General features: G+C 62.5%; 17 protein-coding genes and 1 pseudogene. 17 read left to right on the forward strand and 1 reads right to left on the reverse strand.

What is annotated here, in order from left to right; genetic code table 11:
• Positions 1–17: 17 nt before the first annotated feature.
• The 17 genes from AC6CH3_RS09685 (at position 18) to AC6CH3_RS09765 (ending at position 17,861) form a co-directional block, all read left to right on the forward strand.
• Complete coding sequence (locus AC6CH3_RS09685; RefSeq protein ID WP_498132231.1) at positions 18–761, forward strand: DUF8175 domain-containg protein; 744 nt, start codon at positions 18–20, stop codon at positions 759–761.
• A complete protein-coding gene (locus AC6CH3_RS09690; protein ID WP_498132232.1) occupies positions 758–2,026 on the forward strand; it encodes a TrbL/VirB6 family protein in 1,269 nt (422 codons plus the stop codon). Before AC6CH3_RS09685 ends, AC6CH3_RS09690 begins: the two co-directional genes overlap by 4 nt.
• Positions 2,013–3,521, forward strand: coding sequence for an SCO6880 family protein (locus tag AC6CH3_RS09695; RefSeq protein ID WP_498132233.1), 1,509 nt, complete (start codon positions 2,013–2,015; stop codon positions 3,519–3,521). Before AC6CH3_RS09690 ends, AC6CH3_RS09695 begins: the two co-directional genes overlap by 14 nt.
• Entirely contained in the window at positions 3,521–5,092 is a 1,572-nt protein-coding gene (locus AC6CH3_RS09700) for a helicase HerA domain-containing protein (RefSeq protein WP_498132234.1), read from the forward strand. Before AC6CH3_RS09695 ends, AC6CH3_RS09700 begins: the two co-directional genes overlap by 1 nt.
• The gene (locus AC6CH3_RS09705) at positions 5,089–6,864 is read left to right on the forward strand and encodes a type IV secretory system conjugative DNA transfer family protein (RefSeq protein ID WP_498132235.1); all 1,776 of its coding nucleotides are present in this window, start codon (positions 5,089–5,091) and stop codon (positions 6,862–6,864) included. Before AC6CH3_RS09700 ends, AC6CH3_RS09705 begins: the two co-directional genes overlap by 4 nt.
• A 9-nt stretch (positions 6,865–6,873) precedes the next feature.
• Positions 6,874–7,314: a DUF4913 domain-containing protein gene (locus AC6CH3_RS09710; RefSeq protein ID WP_498132236.1), complete on the forward strand. Its 441-nt coding sequence runs from the start codon at positions 6,874–6,876 to the stop codon at positions 7,312–7,314.
• 321 nt (positions 7,315–7,635) lie between these two features.
• Positions 7,636–8,925, forward strand: a complete 1,290-nt coding sequence (locus AC6CH3_RS09715) for an MFS transporter (RefSeq protein ID WP_498132237.1) — start codon at positions 7,636–7,638, stop codon at positions 8,923–8,925.
• Positions 8,926–8,960: 35 nt separating this feature from the next.
• Positions 8,961–10,124, forward strand: coding sequence for an amidohydrolase family protein (locus AC6CH3_RS09720; RefSeq protein ID WP_498132238.1), 1,164 nt, complete (start codon positions 8,961–8,963; stop codon positions 10,122–10,124).
• A gap of 2 nt (positions 10,125–10,126) precedes the next feature.
• On the forward strand, positions 10,127–11,335 hold the full coding sequence (locus tag AC6CH3_RS09725; protein ID WP_498132239.1) for an alpha-hydroxy acid oxidase: 1,209 nt from the start codon (positions 10,127–10,129) through the stop codon (positions 11,333–11,335).
• 17 nt (positions 11,336–11,352) lie between these two features.
• Positions 11,353–11,919 carry a Rieske (2Fe-2S) protein gene (locus AC6CH3_RS09730; protein ID WP_498132240.1) on the forward strand — a complete coding sequence of 189 codons (567 nt, stop codon included), beginning with the start codon at positions 11,353–11,355 and terminating at the stop codon, positions 11,917–11,919.
• The gene (locus AC6CH3_RS09735; protein WP_498132241.1) at positions 11,916–13,004 is read left to right on the forward strand and encodes an amidohydrolase family protein; all 1,089 of its coding nucleotides are present in this window, start codon (positions 11,916–11,918) and stop codon (positions 13,002–13,004) included. The genes AC6CH3_RS09730 and AC6CH3_RS09735 overlap by 4 nt, the downstream gene beginning before the upstream one ends.
• Complete coding sequence (locus AC6CH3_RS09740; protein ID WP_498132242.1) at positions 13,001–13,774, forward strand: HpcH/HpaI aldolase family protein; 774 nt, start codon at positions 13,001–13,003, stop codon at positions 13,772–13,774. Before AC6CH3_RS09735 ends, AC6CH3_RS09740 begins: the two co-directional genes overlap by 4 nt.
• A 34-nt stretch (positions 13,775–13,808) precedes the next feature.
• Positions 13,809–14,783 (forward strand): phosphotriesterase family protein, encoded by a 975-nt coding sequence (locus AC6CH3_RS09745; RefSeq protein WP_498132243.1) that lies wholly within the window; start codon positions 13,809–13,811, stop codon positions 14,781–14,783.
• A gap of 36 nt (positions 14,784–14,819) precedes the next feature.
• Positions 14,820–15,152 carry a 2Fe-2S iron-sulfur cluster-binding protein gene (locus AC6CH3_RS09750; RefSeq protein ID WP_498132244.1) on the forward strand — a complete coding sequence of 111 codons (333 nt, stop codon included), beginning with the start codon at positions 14,820–14,822 and terminating at the stop codon, positions 15,150–15,152.
• On the forward strand, positions 15,149–16,423 hold the full coding sequence (locus tag AC6CH3_RS09755; protein ID WP_498132245.1) for an NAD(P)/FAD-dependent oxidoreductase: 1,275 nt from the start codon (positions 15,149–15,151) through the stop codon (positions 16,421–16,423). The genes AC6CH3_RS09750 and AC6CH3_RS09755 overlap by 4 nt, the downstream gene beginning before the upstream one ends.
• A 417-nt stretch (positions 16,424–16,840) precedes the next feature.
• Positions 16,841–17,533: a GntR family transcriptional regulator gene (locus AC6CH3_RS09760; RefSeq protein WP_498132246.1), complete on the forward strand. Its 693-nt coding sequence runs from the start codon at positions 16,841–16,843 to the stop codon at positions 17,531–17,533.
• 178 nt (positions 17,534–17,711) lie between these two features.
• Positions 17,712–17,861, forward strand: coding sequence for a PDDEXK nuclease domain-containing protein (locus AC6CH3_RS09765; protein WP_498132247.1), 150 nt, complete (start codon positions 17,712–17,714; stop codon positions 17,859–17,861).
• Between the two features lie 364 nt (positions 17,862–18,225).
• Here AC6CH3_RS09765 and AC6CH3_RS09770 read toward each other — a convergent pair.
• Positions 18,226–18,426, reverse strand: a pseudogene (locus tag AC6CH3_RS09770) (4-hydroxybenzoate 3-monooxygenase); the annotation flags it as partial.
• Between the last annotated feature and the right edge of the window lie 4 nt (positions 18,427–18,430).

Consider the following 18,430-nt stretch of genomic DNA (forward strand, 5'->3'; position numbering starts at 1 on the left):
CCTATCGGAGGTTCATCATGAGCGAATCCACGCAAAGCACCACGGAACGCAATCCGTTTACTAAGCCCGGATTCATCATTTCGGCCGTCCTGGTGGTCGCGCTGATAGCTGCCGCAATCGTGATCCTTTTTCTTCCGAAGGCAGACGGCACCGCACAGCCGGTGTCTTCACCCTCTGAAAGCAGGGCATCTGCAACACCCACGAAGTCGGCCGACGCTGCAGGGAACAGTGTCTGCGGACTCCCCTCGACGCCGGAAACCGCACTGGGGGCGGCTCCGAAGTCTAAGTGGGAACTCGTAGGAACTATGGCCGCCCCGGCTGACCCGAAGATCGGGCCAGGGAAGGTTGACGACCAGGGCATCCGCTCCTGCTTCGCACACTCTCCAGAAGGCGCCCTATACGCAGCCGTGAATCTTTGGGCCCTTGGAAGTGATACCTCAAAAGAACGGGCTATTGCAGAGCAGCTTGTCGCCAAGGGGCCAGGGCGTGACGCCGCTATGGCTGCCCCCCAGTCGCCAGCCACATCTGCCGCAGGGGTAAAGGTCCAAGTCGCCGGATTCAACGTCTCCTATACCTCCCAGCAGGCTCTGGTGGAGCTGGCATTCCGGGCCAACACCGGGGCCATAGCCTCAGTTCGGACTACTCTCGTGTGGCAGGACGGCGATTGGAAGGGACTTGTTTCCGACTCGAACGGGAAGCCCCTTGAAGAGCCGCGGCAGATCAGTGACCTCTCACGATTCATCCCCTGGAGTGGGGCATGAGGCCAACCTGGAATCCCGTGGGGGACTGGGTTTCCGGACTGGCAGATGACGCCATCAGCAATTTGGCCAAAGCCATCATGGAGGGCATGAGCCAGATGCTGACCACGTTGTCCACGTTCTGGGTGAAGATGCCCACAGCCAACCTCACAACCGCTGGCGGGACGAAGCCCAGCGTACCCGTGACGTTTCTTCAAGATGAGCTGGCAATGTGGACCATGACTCTTGCCGTTCTCGCCGTAATCCTTGGCGGAATACGCATGGTCTGGGAAAAGAGGGGCGCGCCCTTGAAGGACCTTCTTCGCTCGCTGCTGACTCTGACGCTCGTCTCGGGACTGGGTCTGGGCACGATCGCCATTCTTGTCGTTGCCGCTGATGCCTTTTCCACCTCGATTATCGACGCATCAACAGACGGCAAGGGCTTTGCCCAAGCGATGAGCGTCCTCATCCAGATGAACCAGACGGGTGTCGGTGTGTTCATCCTGATCATCTTGGGGCTCGTGGGCCTGATTGCCTCACTGGTGCAGATCGTCCTCATGGTGGTACGGACCGGCATGCTCGTGATCCTTGCCGGCATTCTGCCCACCACCGCCGCCTTCACCAATACCGAGATGGGAAGGCAGTGGTTCCAGAAAGCAGTTGGCTGGACGATCGCCTTCATCCTTTATAAACCGGCGGCCGCCATCGTCTACGCCGCGGCGTTCAAGCTCATGGGAGCCTCCGCGGGCGGCGATGTCATATTGGGGTCCATCACTGGCTTCGCCCTGATGATCGTCGCGCTGCTCGCCCTTCCTGCGCTGATGCGCTTCGTCACGCCGATGGTGGGAGCCGTTGCTTCCGGATCTGGCGGGGGAGCGGCAGCGGTGGCTGGGGCAGTGGCCACCGGTGCCGTCTCCCTGGGACGCTCCGGGAGTGGCCGGGGCAACGCATCCCCGACGCCGCCCAGCCAGCCATCACAATCGGGCACCAACCCGCAGGGTAGTCAAGGCCTTGGTGGGAACAACGGGCGTAATGCCAAACCCGCTCCTGCTTCACAGGGTCCTTCCGGCCCTGGTGGCTCTCCCGGAAGCGGCACGCCCGGCGGCAAGAGCGTGACCGGCGCCGGAGCAAGCACGGCAGGGGCCGGAGTCTCGTCAGGGGCGGCCAAGGCTGCAGGGCCAACGGGCCTGGTCGTCGCTGCAGGAGCGCAAGTAGCTTCACGGGCCTCTCAGGCCGCACAACAGACCGCGCAGGATTCAACGGGGGAGGGCCCTAGTGGCAGCAATTAACACCGAATACAAGGAGCCGTCCTACGGCAATTGGCGGGTCCCCAGATCAGCCGGTCTGGGCAACCTGGGGGCAATCGGGACCGGCATTGTTATGGCCGGGCTGTTGCTGGGCATTGTCACCTTCGCAATCTGGGGACTCTTCGCCGGTCTGGCTGTCCTGGCGGTGGCCGGGCTGCTTGTCCTGCTGCTGACCGTCAAAGACAAGCACGGACAGTCCGTGGTGGATCGCTTTGGCACCCGTCTGAACTTCCGCCTCGCACGCTCCAGTGGAACCAACATTTACCGGTCCGGTCCGCTCGGGGTGACGGAGTGGGGCATGTTCCAGCTCCCGGGCTTGGCAGCGAAGTCCCGCCTGTATCAGTTCACGGACTCCTATAACCGCCCCTTCGCCATGCTCCACGTCCCCACCACCAACCACTTCACCGTGATCTTTTCCACCGAACCCGACGGGGCATCCCTGGTGGATCCCGAACAGGTGGATGCCTGGGTCGCGAACTGGGGCGGCTGGATCGCCGGGCTGGGCGATGAAGCCGGACTCGAAGCCGCTGCCGTGACCGTGGAGACCGCCCCGGACTCCGGCTACCGTTTGCGCAATGAAGTCGAAATGAACATCGACGAGAACGCACCGGATGCGGCCAAAGCCATCCTCCGCGAAGTCGTCCGCACCTACCCGGAAGGCTCAGCCACCGTCCGGGCTTGGGTATCGCTGACGTTCAACGCGTCCCTGCGCGCAGGATCTCGCCGGCGGGAGCCGCGGGACGTCGCCCGCGACGTCGCCTCCCGCATCCCCGGCCTCGGTGCCCGCCTGCAGTCCACCGGGGCCGGTATCGCCCGGCCGATGTCAGCCCAGGAACTCTGCGAAGTCGTCCGGATCGCCTACGATCCGCCCGCGGCGCTGATCATTGATGAAGCCCACGCCGCAGGATCCCCGGTCACCCTGACCTGGGGAGAGGTCGGCCCCTCCGCCACCCAGGCCGGCTGGGACGATTACCGGCACGACAGCGCCTTCTCCGTCTCGTGGACCATGACAGGGGCACCGCGCGGCTCAGTGAACTCCTCGGTCCTGTCCCGCCTGCTCGCCCCGCACGGCGACATTGACCGCAAGCGCGTCTCCCTGCTTTACCGCCCGATGGATTCCGCCCGGGCGGCCGCCGTGGTCGAACGGGACCAGAACAACGCCAACGTGCGCATTACTGCCGGGAACCGGCCGTCCGCCCGCGCCCTGGTTGATGCCCGGTCGGCAGCCCAGACCGCCCAGGAAGAAGCCCAGGGTGCCGGGCTGGTGAACTTCGGCATGGTCGTCACAGCGACCGTAACGGACGCGGCCAGGCTGCCCGACGCGGTGGCCGCGGTCGAACAGACCTCCGGCACCGCCCGGGTGTTGCTGCGCCGCGCCTACGGCTCCCAGGACACCGCCTTCACAGCGTCCCTGCCGCTGGGCCTGGTGCTGCCCAAGCACATCCTTCTGCCCAGCGAAATCCGGGAGGCCCTGTAATGGCCCGCATGAAGTTCCTGCCTACCAAGAAGAAGAAGGCCACTCACGGTCCTGCCAAGACGGGGAAGTCCGCCACGGTTCGTGAACGCGTTCCCGGCTCACGTGGCTGGGGCGGCCGTGGCGGCGGCTCAGCGTCCCTGGTGACGGGCGTCCGGGAGTACCGGGGGACCACCGTGCAGGTCTGTGGGCTGTGGCCGTTCTCCTCGGGCACATCCTCGCCCATGATTGGGGTGCCGCTGGGCCGGCATGAGGAAACGCAGGCCACGGTCTGCTGTGACCCGATCAGCTGGTTCCAGCGGGCGCACCTGATTTCCAACCCCTCGGCGTTTATCCTCGGCAAGCCCGGCCTGGGGAAGTCCACCCTCGTGCGGCGCATGATGCTCGGCCTCTCCGGCCAGGGCGTCCACCCGCTCGTCCTGGGCGACCTGAAACGCGAGCACGTGGACGCGGTGGAAGCGGTCGATGGGCAGGTCATTGAGCTCGGGCGAGGGCGCGGATACCTGAACATTCTTGACCCCGGCCAGGCCGTGGAGGTCGCACAGCTCCTCGAGGCTGCGGGTCACCATGCGGCGGCTAGCCGGGTCCGGGCCGACGCCCACGGCCGGCGCCTGAACATGGTCGTCTCCCTCATCACGATCAGCCGCAACAACCCTCCCACCGATCAGGAACAGACGATCCTGGACCGCGCCCTGCGCATCCTCGACGACACTTTCGAGGGCATCCCGGTCCTGAAAGACCTACTCGACGTCATCACCGCCGCACCGGCTGAGCTGCGTCAGGTGGCGCTGGACCGCGGGGACATGGACGTCTACCTGAAAGAAACCCGGGCATTGGAGGCCACGCTGCTGGGCCTGACTGGCGGCGGTAAGCTCGGCGAAATCTTCTCCCGGCAGACCACGAACCCGATGAAGCGGGACCGTGCCGTGGTTTTCGACGTCTCCAGCATTGATGAGACGGAAACGGACCTGCAGGCTGCTGTGCTGCTGGCCTGCTGGTCCTACGGTTTCGGCACAGTGAACGTCGCCAACGCCCTGGCCGACGCGGGCCTGGAACCGCGCCGGAATTACTTCGTCGTCCTGGATGAGCTGTGGCGTGCGCTGCGCGCCGGCAAGGGCATGGTCGACCGGGTGGATGCGCTCACGCGGCTCAACCGCTCCGTCGGGGTCGGGCAGGTCATGATCTCCCACACGATGTCTGACCTGCTGGCGCTCCCGGCGGAGGAAGACCGGATGAAAGCGCGCGGCTTCGTCGAACGCTCCGGCAAGGTCATCTGCGGCGGGCTGCCGGCCTCGGAAATGCCGCTGCTGACCGCGGCCATCCCGCTGTCCCGGCAGGAACAGCAGAAGCTCATCTCCTGGCAGGACCCGCCCGCCTGGGACTCGCGCGGCGGCGAGGTCGAACCCCCCGGACGCGGGAAGTTCCTGATCAAGGTCGGCGGCCGCCCGGGGATCCCGGTGCAGATTGGGCTGACCTCCATCGAGGTCGCGTTGAATGACACGAACAAGCGCTGGCACGCCCCGGCCGAAACACTCCTGGCCGGACCCGGCCTGACCGTGGATGATGCACTGTGAGTGCGCCGAACCGTAAAGGAACGGGTCTGGACGATGCATTGGGCATCTGGTCCACGATCGGCGCCGTAGTCCTCTTCGGTGGCGGTTCCTGGGTCTCCGCTCACCTCGGCTCATGGATGGCCGGTATTGCCGCGCCTCCCGCACACCCGATTGACCTGGTCGCCGGCCTGGCCAAGGGCCGTGTGCCCTGGCCCGTCCAGTCCACCGTCGTGGCAGCCGTGATCGCTGCTCTCCTCGTTGCCGCTGTCATCCTGGTCCTGGTCATCCGCACCAGCACCGCCGGCAAGAAGGCCAGAGTCGACAAGGCCGCCCGCTACCTCGGACGAGGCAAGTCACTGGCGGCGTTCTGCGAGAAGGGTGCCATGGCCACCGCCGAACGCCTGGGAGTGAAAGACACTCCCGGCATCACGGTCGGCCGCGTGGTCTCGACCGGGCAGAAGTTCATCCAGCCCTGGGAAGACCTGAGCATCGACATCTGGGGACCGCGGACGGGTAAGTCCACCTCCCGCGTCATGCCAGCCATCCTTGATGCTCCCGGCGCGGTGGTGTCCACCTCGAACAAGCGCGACGTCGTGGACGGCACGCGCAGCGTCCGTGCCGGAGTCGCTCCGGTATGGGTGTTCGATCCTCAGAAGATCGCCCAGGAGGAACCCACCTGGTGGTGGAACCCGCTGTCCTACGTCACCGACGAAGAAAAGGCGTACAAGCTCACCCAGCACTTCGCCGTTGGCTCACGCACGCCCGGGTCCAAGCCCGATGCGTACTTCGATCCGAAGGCCGAGGACATTCTCTCCTCATACTTCCTCGCCGCCGCCCTGGGGGACCTGCCCATCACGCAGGTCTACCTGTGGGTCACAGAACAGGTCAGCCGGGCCCCCATCGAGATCCTGAAGGAACACGGCTACGAGCTCCAGTACAGGGGCCTGGAGTCCACGCTGAAACTGGCCGACAAACAGCGCGACGGTATTTTCGGGACCGCCGAAAAGATGGTCCAGTGCCTCAAAAGCCGCAACACCCTGCGCTGGGTCGCCCCCAGTGCCGGGGCAACCGTGGCGACGGATCCCCGCCGGCAGTTCAACCCCAAAGACTTCGCCTCCTCCCGGGAGACGATCTACATCCTGTCCAAGGAAGGTGCCGGCTCGGCCGCGCCGCTAACGACGGCCCTCACCGTCGCCATCGCCGAAGCCATGGAAGAACGGGCCGAGCGCCTTGGCGGCCGTTTGGACCTGCCCGCACTGTTCGCCCTGGACGAGCTGGCCAACGTGGTCCGCTGGGCCGGCCTGCCGGACCAGTTCAGCCACTACGGCTCCAAGGGCCTGATCGTGATGGCGATCCTGCAGTCCTGGTCCCAGGGCGTGGAACTGTGGGGAGAGGCGAACATGCGCAAGATCTGGTCCGCCGCGAACATCAAGGTCTATGGCGGCGGCGTCGCAGAAGACGGGTTCCTCAGGGCACTTTCGGACCTGATCGGGGACTACAGCTACGCCAACGTTTCCATCTCCTCCGGCAAGTCCGGGCGCAGCCGCTCACGCCAGGAAGCCAAGGAGCGGATCTTCGATGTCTCCAACCTCGCGGAGCTGGACCGCGGCCGCGCCGTCGTCCTCGCCTCCGGCGCACCCGCCACCCTCGTCCGCACGCTGCCCTGGTACACCGGCCCGCACAAGGAAGCAGTGGAAGCTTCCATCAAGGCCAACAGCCCGCGCCGCGAAGACGACGATGTGCTGGTATCCGCCGGTGATGCCGAGGTAGCCAATCCGTGGATCACCAGGTAGGAGCAAGACATGCCAGAGGAAATCGGGCTATTCGCTGAAACCGGTAACGACACGGGCCACACGCACGCGACCCCTGCGGCTGAGCCGGCAGATGCGCCCCAGCTGGTGTTCGGCTCGGCCGAGGAGTTCCTGCACGAACAGCTGCTTCCCACCTACGTCCGGGACGTCGATGACCGAAGCGCCAAGTGGTGCATGGAATGGTACTTCCACCCCGAGGCCGTGTCCCGCGTAGAAGCCCTATGGCGGGCCTGGGAGCACCTGCGTCTGGACGGCGCCACCGGCATCAGCGTGTGGTGGCGCGACCACGCCGACCACCACATGCGCGTCCTCATGGACCCCCACGGCCCGTTCTACAACTGCGATAAGTCCGGACACCGGGATCCCGCCCACCTTGAGCCAGGGCGTGCACCAGCAGGATGGTTCCCGGATGTCAGGCTGGTTGGACATTAGTCGGACGTGAGGACACGCCAAACCCGGCTGCGTTGCCTCCTTGGAGAACTCCACGGCGCCGGCCCGCCAGCGATCATGGCCGCATGGCAAAAGGCAGATCGAGGTCCGATTTCTTGCGGCGCTGCGTCGGCGCCGGCAAGTCCAAATTAAGTGTCTCATTTCACAAAGGGCGTTGATTTAATAAAATATAAAAGCTAGAGTCGGTCTCAAAGCCGGGAAGTGCCCGGTTGTTACACGGAGGCCCTAATGGACGACTCAATGACGAGCACATCTAAGACGAGCACATCTAACCCTCCAAGTGGGCTGGACATAGATGCCGATTTGTCTATCTCTACTCCCCGGCAGCAGCGGAGGGTTCTGGTTTCGAGTCTGGTCGGGGCTTTGATCGAGTGGTACGACTTCTACCTGTTCGGAATCGCGTCGGCGATGGTGTTTAACGTCCTGTTCTTCCCTCAGTTCGATCCACTAGTCGGCACGTTCCTTGCCTTCACTACCCTGGCTGTTGGGTTCTTCGCTCGCCCGCTTGGTGGCGCCATTTGGGGTCACTTCGGTGACAAGGTCGGGCGGAAGCAAATGCTTGTTCTGTCCATCCTGGCTATGGGCGTCTGTACCACGGCAATGGGATTGCTCCCCACCTACGCCCAAATTGGCGTGGCTGCACCGATCATGTTGCTGGTCCTCCGCCTCGTCCAGGGCATTGCAGCCGGTGGCGAATGGGGTGGAGCAGTGCTGATGGCCATGGAGCACTCACCCAAGCGCCGCGGCTTCTCCAGCAGCTTCCCCCAGATGGGTCTGACAGGCGGAATCCTCGTCGCCAACGGCGTGTTCGCTCTGGTCGCTGGAGCAATGCCCGAAGATCAGCTGCTGGCCTGGGGATGGCGGATTCCCTTCCTGCTGTCGGCCGTTCTGGTCATGATCGGTTTGTGGATCCGGCTCGGCGTGAATGAAAGCCCGGTATTCCTCGCCGAACAGAAGAAGCAGGCGCAAGCTCCCTCCCAGAAGAAGGCACCGCTTGTGGAGGTGTTCAAGCACCCCCGGACTCTGATTGTCACCATCTTGCTGGTCATTGGACCGTTTGCCGTCAGCGCCGTCTATCTGACGTTCGCCGCGTCCTACGGTCTGCAGGTCGGTTTCTCACGCTCGGACCTGCTGACGGCCTCCATCGTCGCGGCCGCCCTGGGCGTGATCGGGCAGCCGATCTTCGCAACATGGTCTGACTACATCGGCCGCAAGAAGGTCGTAGGTCTCGGCCTGATTCTGCAGGCGATCACAGGCGTGATCTTCTTTGCCCAGATGAACGCCGGCAGCGTCGCAGGCCTCTACTGGTCCATCTCCCTCATTTCCATCGCCCACGCCATCTGCTACGCACCCCTGGCGGCATGGCTCGGCGAACTGTTCCCCACCCATCTTCGCTACACCGGCTCCTCGATGGGCTATCAGATCGCAGGCACCCTGGGCGGCGGACTGACCCCCGCTGTCTGCACCTGGCTGCTGATCACCGGTGGCGGCGCCCCCCATTCCGAACTCGTCGTCATCTTCACCGCAGCCGTGAGCCTGCTGTCGCTGGTTGGCGTGCTGATGGCAAAGGAAACCTACAAAGCAAAGCTCTAGGGATTCCATCAAAGACAAGAATCTAGAAGGAAACAATGACTATCACTGACTTGAGTGTCTCCAGCGCGTCCAAAACCGGATCCAAACTCGGGGTTATTGACGTGGATTTCCACCCGATGCCCCTGCCCACGGACCCCCAGGTCGCCGATCACCTCCCGCAACAGTGGAAGGAATACATCAGCCGCTATGGCCTTGGCGCCATGGGCGGCGGCGTCTATCCCTCCCAGCGCGAATTCACCCACCGACTTGACGCCGTAGACGACAACGGACGCGTTGGCCTGGATCCATATCTGGCCGTCGAGCAAGTACTTGACCCTTTCGATATGACCGCCGCCGTGCTGACCTGCCCGCAGACCTACATCATCACCAACGGCGGGGCCAACATGCCCCACAAGCTCGCAACCAGTCTGTACCGCGCCTACAACAACGCCTTGGCGGAGACCTGGTGCGCGGCAGATGACAGGTTCCGGGCCTCCGTCACGGTGGCCCGCGACCTGCCCGGCGGCGAGCGGGAGATCCAGCGCTGCAAAGAGGGCGAATCCGGGGACAAGTTCGTACAGGTGCTGATGTCACCCTCCGGCCAGGATCCGCTGGGAAAACGCCGCTACTGGCCCATCTTCGAGGCCTGCGAAAACTACGACATCCCGCTGTCCTTCCATGTCCCCGGCATGGGACGGCAGCCCACCGGAGCCGGACGGCAGAACTTCTACGCTGAAACCCACGCAGCCTTCGGCGTTCTGCCGCTGGCTCTTGTACCGAGCCTCATTTTCGAGGGCGTGTTCGACCGCTTCCCGAAGCTCAAAATTGCAATGCTCGAGATGGGCTGGGACTGGGTCGCCCCGTTCAGCTGGCGCCTGGATGCAACGTGGGAAAAGCTCCGCCACGAACTGCCCCATCTGCAGCGCAAGCCCTCGGAATATCTGAAGGAACACTTCTGGTTCAGCACCCAGCCACTGGAGGAACCGGAACGGCCAGACATGCTCGAAGGCGTATTCGGGATGTTCGAAGACTCCGGCTTCGCTGACCGGCTGATGTTCTCTTCGGACTATCCCCACTGGGACTACGACTCGCCGTACGAATCCGTGCCGGAGAGCTTTCCGGAAGATCGCCGCCGCCGCATCCTGGGCGAGAATGCCAGCAAGCTTTACGGCATCCCGCTTCGCGAAAACAGCGGACTGCCCTCCCCGAACGGGGCATAGCCGTGGCGCTCACAAATGCCTTGGGCAAACGCCGACGGGCATCAGTCCTCAACTACGACGACGCCCGGGCCAGCGCCAGGAGGCGGCTCCCCGTGGCCATCTTCGACTACGTCGACGGCGGCGCCGAAGACGAAGTCACCCTACGGAGAAATGTTCAAGGATTCCGGGACCTGGTCTTCGAACCACGCGGTGCAACCTGGGTTGAAAAACCAGATCTGCGAACCAATCTACTGGGGCTTGACCTCTCGATGCCGATCCTCACCGCACCTTGCGGGGGAATGCGGCTCGTGCATCCGGATGGGGATCTCGGCATCGCAGCAGCGGCTTCAAAGGCCGGGATCGCCCACGTTGCGACCTCGGCATCCGGATACACCTTGGAAGAAATCGCCGAGACGCCCGGTCCCCAGTGGTTCCAGGCCTACAAATTCTCCAGCCAGGACGCCATGAAATCCCTCATCAGGCGCGCCAAAGCGGCGGGCTTCGAAGGGCTCGTGGCAACAATCGACACCAGCGTGTCCGGCAACCGGGAAAAGGACTTCCGCAACGGCTTCAGCTACAACATGAGCATTAATCTCTCAAACGTCTTCAGGATGGCTCCGAAGATGATCAGCCGACCGGGATGGGTCTACAGGTTCATGCGGGACGGAATGCCGTTTGTGCTACCTAACACCGCCGATCTCACGGTAGACGGCAAACCCATGGAACTGACCGAAATGATCCGGACAGGAAAAGAATCGCATTCCCCGTCATGGGAAGACATTGCTTGGATGAGGGCGAACTGGGACGGTCCACTGATCATCAAAGGCATCCTCAGTTCCTCCGATGCGCGCACCGCGGTCAAGCTCGGTGCGGACGGAATCATCGTCTCCAATCACGGCGGCCGCCAACTCGACGGCGCTCCAGCCTCCATCGCGGTCCTCCCTCAGATCGTAGAGGCGGTCGGAGACGACGTGGCCGTCATCCTCGACAGCGGAATCCGCCGTGGAAGCGACGTTCTGAAGGCCCTCGCCCTCGGCGCGAAGGCAGTCATGGTAGGCAGGCTGCCCGCCTGGGGGTTGGCGGTCGACGGAGAAGCCGGCGTATCCCATGTTCTGGAAACCACACGTACCGAAATGATTCGCACCATGCGCCTCCTCGGATGCTCATCGATTCACGAGCTAAATCCTTCCTGGCTCAGCAAACAACCCCTCGCCGGCGCCGTTGCCTCGTAAGCAGAAAGCGAAACGTCATGAATGAATCAGTAGCTTCCCTCAAGAAGCCCCAGAAGTTTGTCGTTGCCCGGGCAGAAGAGATACCACCGGGCAGCCGCCTCATCGTCGATGTCGGCGGCCGCGAAGTCGGAATCTTCAACATCAAAGGCTCCTACTACGGCATGCTCAACCGCTGCCCCCACGTCGGCGGCCCCCTCTGCCAGGGACAACTCGTCAACTCCGTGACAGCCACCGTCCCAGGAAGCATCACCCTGGACGACTCACAAGATCTGCTCACCTGCCCCTGGCACAACTGGGAGTTCGACATCAAAACCGGACAGTCCTACTGGGATCCCAAACACATGCGCGCCCGCCCGTTTGCCGTCAACGTTGAAGCCGGCACAGACGTCGCCGACCAGGTCGACGGCGGGAGTGTGGGGCGGATCAAAGGTCCCTACCAGGCAGAAACGATCGAAGTTTCGGTTGAATCCGACTACGTGGTTCTGTCGATGCGGCCGCAACGACCCGGTACTGCCGTCAAACCCGGCGCCTGCGCGCCCCCGCCCGCTGTGACCACCGAAATGAAAGTAGAGGCCAGGCCATGACCACACCCCTGCTCGCCGGCACCCAGAGAAGCACCTTGTGGACCGGGCCCGTAATCGACTGCGACGTCCACGCAAACGTGCCTTCCATCGAGACACTTTTCGACTACATGGATCCGGTATGGGTCCAGGGGACCCAGGAACGCGGCTGGCACGGGCCTACGGGTCCCCGCCTGAGCTACCCGCCCGGAGCCGCCACCACCGCGCGGGACGAATGGCGCCATGACGGCCTGATGCCCGCCTCAAAGCTGTCGATGCTCCAAAACGACATCCTCGACCCTTGGCAGGTCGACCGCGCAGTCCTCAACTGCTACTACGGAGTTGACTCCCTGCGGCACCCTGACTGGGCGGCAGCCCTGGCTTCCGCCGTCAACAATTGGATCATTGCCGAATGGCTGGACAAGGACCCGCGCCTCGTCGCATCACTCGTGATCCCGGCTCGCGACCCGATCGCAGCGGCCGCGGAAATCGACCGCGTCGGATCGCACCCGGGATTTGTCCAGGTCATGCTTCCCGTGCGGTCAGAGCGTCTGTATGGTCAGCGGATCTTCAATCCCATCTACGAAGCCGCCACCCGCAATGACCTCGTGATCGGCCTCCACTGGGGTGGCACCACAGAGGACGCACCATCCCCGACCGGCTACGCATCGTGGTACGCGGAGCAGTACGCGGCCGAAACTCAGGTCTACATCGCACAGCTCACCAGCCTGGTGTTCGAAGGGACTTTCCAGAAATTCCCGGACCTCAGAGTTGCTGTCATGGAAGGCGGGTTCAGCTGGGTCCCCACCTGGGGCTGGAGCATGAACAAGAAGTGGAAGGGCCTGCGCCGCGAAACACCGTGGGTTGACCGTCTTCCCCTTGAGATCATCAGGGACCATGTCCGATTCTCCGTTGCCCCTGCAGACCTCGGCCCGCGGGAACATTCGCAACGGATCATTGAGTGGCTCGGCTCCGAAGACCTTCTCATGTTCGCAACTGACTATCCGCACCGCCACGACGACGACATCGACGAACTCCTGGCCATCATCCCCGACACGATGAAGACCAAACTGATGTCCGAAACTGCCCAGGCCTGGTACAAACTGTGACCGCCCACAGCCATCCCAACAGGCTCAAAGCGACGCTCGCCAGAGGACAGGCAGCGGTAGGCTTCTCCTGCGCACTGGGCAGTGCACAAATAGCTGAAGAATTCGCCATGGCAGGATTCGACTTCATCTACATCGATCAACAGCACGGGCTGACATCCCACGACACCCTGATCGAGATGCTCAGAGCCATCTCACGCAGCGAGACCACCCCCCTGGTGCGCGTCGCCGCCAACGAGACGGCCCTCATTGGACTCGCCCTCGACGCCGGTGCCGAAGGCGTCATCGTGCCGATGATCAACAACGCCGACGAGGCCAGACTCGCGGTGCAAGCCTGCCGCTACCATCCCCAGGGCATCAGGAGCTGGGGCCCGATCCGGGCGCGCTACGGCCTCGGATCGGACCCCCAAACCGTCAACCAGGAAGTGCTCTGCCTGGTCATGATCGAGACCAGCGAAGGCCTCAAGAACCTTGAAGAGATCCTCGATACCCCAGGCGTCGACGGCGTCTATATCGGTCCCGCGGATTTGGGAGTGAGCCTCGGCGGCCAACCTCTTAGCTTCGAGCAGACCAGCGACACGCTGCAGCTGGACGCTATCAGCAGGATCCGCCGGGCGTGTGTCGAAAGGAACCGGATCGTCGGGCTCAGCGGAGAACCCGGCACGCTCGCCGCCGAAGGCTTCAACATGATCACCGCCGCGTTGGATTTCACAATGATCCGCAAAGCCATCAGCGAAGTACGCCGGCCGGCCGCAGTCGCTGCCGGCCACTAAGCAAGACCTCACAACTGCTTTAGAAAGGCACGTCATGACTACTGTCGAAACCGTCCGCGGTCCCATTGCCGTCGAGGACCTTGGCACCACACTGACGCACGAGCACCTGTTCACCAAGAACCCTGAACTGGAGCAGGACTACCCGCACCCGGAGTGGGACGAAGAACGACTGGTACAAACCGCCATCGATGGCCTCAACGCCCTCACCGCCAAAGGAATCCGGACAGTAGTGGATCTCACCGTCCCCGGACTTGGCCGCTACATCCCCCGGGTCCAGCGGGTAGCAGCCGAAACGGACATCAACATCGTGGTCGCAACCGGGTTCTACTCCTTCAAAGACCTCCCCATGTTCTACAAGATCAACGGCCCGGGCCTCATGGTGGACCGTTCCGAACCGCTCGAAGAGTTCTTCATCAAAGATCTCACGACCGGCATCGCGGACACCGGAGTGAAGGCGGCCATGATCAAGATCGCCACCGACGAATACGGGATCACCCCCGACGTTGACCGGATCATGCGTGCTGCGGCCGTAGCGCACCAGGAAACCGGGGCAACCATCACCACGCACACCCACGCCGAGGACTTCACTGGCAGAGACCAGCAAAAATTCTTCCACTCCCTCGGTGTTCCACTGGAGCACCTCGTTATCGGCCACTGCGGGGACAGCACGGACCTAAGCTACCTCCGCGAACTTATGGACAACGGATCAACGCTCGGCCTCGACAGGTTCGGCATGGAACAAGTACTGCCGGACGAACAACGAATCGACATGCTCGTCAAACTCTGCGAGCTCGGCTACGCCGACCGCCTCACACTCTCGCATGACGCCGGGTTCTTCAGCATCAACACACCCCCGTCCTGGCGAGCCAAACACGCACCGAACTGGCACCACGCCAACATCTCCGACCGGATTCTTCCCGCCATAAAGGCGCGGGGCGTGTCCGACGAAACCATCCACCAGATCATGGTCACCAACGCGGCCCGGGTCATGGCCGGCCACAGGGCCTGACCCATAATTCACGCACTATCAGTTAGGAACAAGACCGTGCCAAAAATCTTCTACCACCACCCTGGCGGCGCAACAGACGTCATCGACGCTGTCCCGGGCACATCCGTCATGCGGGCCGCCATCACCAACGGAGTCGATGGAATCATCGGTGAATGCGGAGGCCAGGCCATGTGCGCAACCTGCCACATCTATGTCCGTGAAGAATACATCGAATCCCTGCCGGCCATGAATGAGGACGAGGACGAAATGCTGGATATCACCTCATCCCCCCGCGACGAAGAACGTTCACGCCTCGGTTGCCAAATAAAGGTCGGCCCGGCACTGGGAGAGATAGCCGTTGATCTTCCCCTGACCCAGGTCGAACCATGAGCCGCACAGTCATCATCGGAGGTGGTCAGGCAGGCGTGCAACTTGCAGACTCACTCCGGACCGAAGGCTACGAGGGCGCCATCGACCTATTCGCCGACGAGCCGCACCTGCCCTACCAGCGGCCGCCGCTATCCAAGGACTTCATGTCCGAAGACGACAGCGCCACACCGCTGCCCCTCAGAGCCGGCACGTTCTTTGAAGAACGCGCAGTAACGTTCCACCAGGGGGTGCAGGTCACTACGGTCGACCCCGAGCGGCAAAGCATCCTCGCCAGCGACGGCACTACCGTCTCCTATACAAACCTTGTTTTCGCCACCGGAGCCCGTAACCGGGAACTCACCGTGCCGGGCTCCGAGCTGAAAGGAATTCACTATCTCAGGACACTGGATGATGCCAAAGCGCTACAGGCCGACCTGGGCAGCGCCAAACACGTTGTCGTCATCGGCGCGGGTTTTATCGGCCTGGAGTTCGCAGCAGCGGCCCGGCAGCGAGGGCTTGACGTTACCGTCCTCGAGTACGGGCCCCGTCCCATGGGCCGCGTCCTTTCTCAATTCATGTCAGGCTATTTCGCGGCTGTCCACATCGATAACGGCATCAAGCTGAAACTGGGCGAAGGCATCGCCGCACTTACCGGGACCGCAGGCAAGATCAGCGGTGCCGTCAGCACCACAGGCACCGAATACCCAGCCGACCTCATCGTCGTCGGAATCGGAGTCCTTCCCAACAGCGAACTCGCAGAACAGGCACGTCTGGAAATAGACAACGGAATCGTCGTCGACGCGTGTTTGCGAACGAGCGACCCGCACATATTCGCTCTCGGCGATTGCAGCAGCTACCCCAGCCCGCACACGGGGACACGCATCCGCTTGGAATCGGTCCAGAACGCCACTGACCAGGCCAGAAGCCTGGCAAAGACCCTGACGGGCAAGCCTACGCCGTACGATAGCCTGCCGTGGTTCTGGTCCCAGCAGGGAACGGTGAAGCTCCAGATAGCTGGAATTATCCATAGCGACGATGAATCGATCGTCCGTGGAGAGCCGGCTACCGGCAAATTCTCCGTCTACTGCTTCCGGGACGGACGCCTCACCGGAGTGGAGTCAGTAAACAGCCCTGCCGAGCATATGGCCGCCCGGAAGGTTCTTGAACAACAGCTTCCGCTCACCCCCGAACTAGTAGTGGACGCCGGATTCGACCCGAAACGCTTTTCCAGACAGGCGGAGTTCCTCAACCCGAATGTCGAGAAAAGCCTTGAACGAACGGCGACAGTTTGAGCGGCTGCGCAGCAGAAAGCGTCACTGGACGCATCCGAAAACAGCTCCCGGACAGGACTGAAGAGTCGGAGCGGAATAAAGGATGACTGATATGAACTCGGGACACCACTCGCAAGGACATCTCAACAGTCGAGGCCTTATCAGCCACGACCATGCCTTCAGCCATGCGCTGCGCGTAAGGGCGGAACATTTATCCGGGGCTGTCGCCACGTTAACTGATCCGGGCGAGGACGCTCCCAATTTCCCCTCAGGTGAGCTTACGTCAATGGCATGGGAAGGGTGGTGGCACACTGAGCCAGCGGAGGAGCGGCACTGAGCGATCAGGCCAACTATTGTCTCCACTTCAAACATGTCCAAAGGCTTCGGAGCGCCAGGAGAACCGCCGATCTTTCGAGCAGACGTGATAAATTATTTTTTATGCAAAAGAGCCTAAAGCTGGAACTAATGGGCCAGGCTGTTGCAGCCCTCATCCGTGAACAGATCCTCAGCGGCGAAGTCAAGCATGGTGACGCTCTTCGGCTTGCTCCCCTTGCAGAAAAGCTAAATGTCAGTATCACGCCCGTGCGGGAGGCCTTGATGCAGCTGGCCCGAGACGGATGGGTGGAACATCAGCCAAACCGAGGCTTTCGCGTTGTACCCATACGACGGGACAACGTGATTGACACCTACTTCATGTGGTCTACCGCTGAAGGAGAGCTCGCGGCGCGCGCCGCGAGCCGATCCACGCCGGAAAGTATCGTCCTCCTTCGCAGCCTCGACGCCCAATTACACAAACTTGAAGACCATCAAAGCAAGCACGCCTTGGACCTCAACTCCGACCTGCATACCGCAATCCACACCATCGCCGATGCCCCTAAATTACTTTGGTTCGCCGACGCAGCACGACGACTTGTACCTTTGCAATTCGACTCAAACTTTCACTCGGTCCCAGGCTGGGCCGAGATCAATCGATTTGGCCACACAGAGGTTATTGACCGGATCGAGGCAGGGGACTCCTCCGGGGCCAGACTCCTCATGTTTAAGCACTTTGAGAGCACATGCAATTTGCTGGTGACCTGGCTGGACGGCATGAACCTCTGGGAGTCTAAACCAGAAGCCGCAGTCCTCTAAGGTGGGCTGTGGAGCGTGACCGCAGCCTGACTTAGTCACACCTCAGCGCTCTAACTCGGTGGGGGAGTAGCGGCCTTCTAGTACGGTCAACGGGCTATGTGGTCATCGAGCTTACGACAGGCAAGTTCCAACCCGAGTTCGCCGGCAACTCAACTACTACGTTGCCCTCGTCGATGACGTGCTCCGCCGGGACTACCACAACGAAACCGTCGGCATCCTGATCTGCGGCACCAAGAACGACCGCAGCGTCCGCTACAGTCTCGGACGCTCCACCTCACCCATGGCCGTTGCCGCCTACACCTACGACAAGCTTCCCCCAGCCGAATAGCGGACACTTCCTGGACCAGGACCACCTCACCGCCGCACTGGAATGGGCTGCCGACGCTCAAGCCGCTGAAGCGGAGGCCATCAGCAAAGCAGAGGGCCGATAACAGCCCCCACGTCACGCTGCCGTTGGGGACCGAGGCAAGAGTGTCAGGTTGCGATCTAAGAGTTCCTCGAGCGGTTGCCAGAAAAGTCAGAACCGGACCCTACTCTGACAACTTTCCGGCTACCTGCCTGACGTCAGGTTGGGGTGTGCTTCATTTGCACAGCGGCCATCTGGGCAGGTGCGGCCATGCTCAAACCATGCCCAGGCTCACTTGCTCCGGCAAAGGAAGTTCTTCACCGAACTCTTGGCCCAATCTGGCAGCCTAGGCGGTGGTCCAGCCCGTGTAGGCCTCGGCGAGGTAGGCACGCCCGTGCCGGGAAGATATGACCTAGTTGAGCTCGCCTAGCTGGCGGGCGCGGGAGAAGTCGTCGGCATCTGCCGGGGTGTGCAGCATAGAGGTCATCCAGTAGGAGAACTGCTGCGCCTTCCAGACCCGGTCGAGGGCGCGGTTGCTGTAGGAATTGGAA

The sequence above is a fragment of the Arthrobacter sp. GQ119 genome (genome assembly GCF_059759125.1).

Coding starts and splice junctions, on each gene's coding strand:
- AC6CH3_RS09685 (WP_498132231.1), top strand. CDS start 18: ATGAGCGAATCCACGCAAAGCACCACGGAACGCAATCCGTTTACTAAG.
- AC6CH3_RS09690 (WP_498132232.1), top strand. CDS start 758: ATGAGGCCAACCTGGAATCCCGTGGGGGACTGGGTTTCCGGACTGGCA.
- AC6CH3_RS09700 (WP_498132234.1), top strand. CDS start 3,521: ATGGCCCGCATGAAGTTCCTGCCTACCAAGAAGAAGAAGGCCACTCAC.
- AC6CH3_RS09710 (WP_498132236.1), top strand. CDS start 6,874: ATGCCAGAGGAAATCGGGCTATTCGCTGAAACCGGTAACGACACGGGC.
- AC6CH3_RS09720 (WP_498132238.1), top strand. CDS start 8,961: ATGACTATCACTGACTTGAGTGTCTCCAGCGCGTCCAAAACCGGATCC.
- AC6CH3_RS09730 (WP_498132240.1), top strand. CDS start 11,353: ATGAATGAATCAGTAGCTTCCCTCAAGAAGCCCCAGAAGTTTGTCGTT.
- AC6CH3_RS09735 (WP_498132241.1), top strand. CDS start 11,916: ATGACCACACCCCTGCTCGCCGGCACCCAGAGAAGCACCTTGTGGACC.
- AC6CH3_RS09745 (WP_498132243.1), top strand. CDS start 13,809: ATGACTACTGTCGAAACCGTCCGCGGTCCCATTGCCGTCGAGGACCTT.
- AC6CH3_RS09755 (WP_498132245.1), top strand. CDS start 15,149: ATGAGCCGCACAGTCATCATCGGAGGTGGTCAGGCAGGCGTGCAACTT.
- AC6CH3_RS09760 (WP_498132246.1), top strand. CDS start 16,841: ATGCAAAAGAGCCTAAAGCTGGAACTAATGGGCCAGGCTGTTGCAGCC.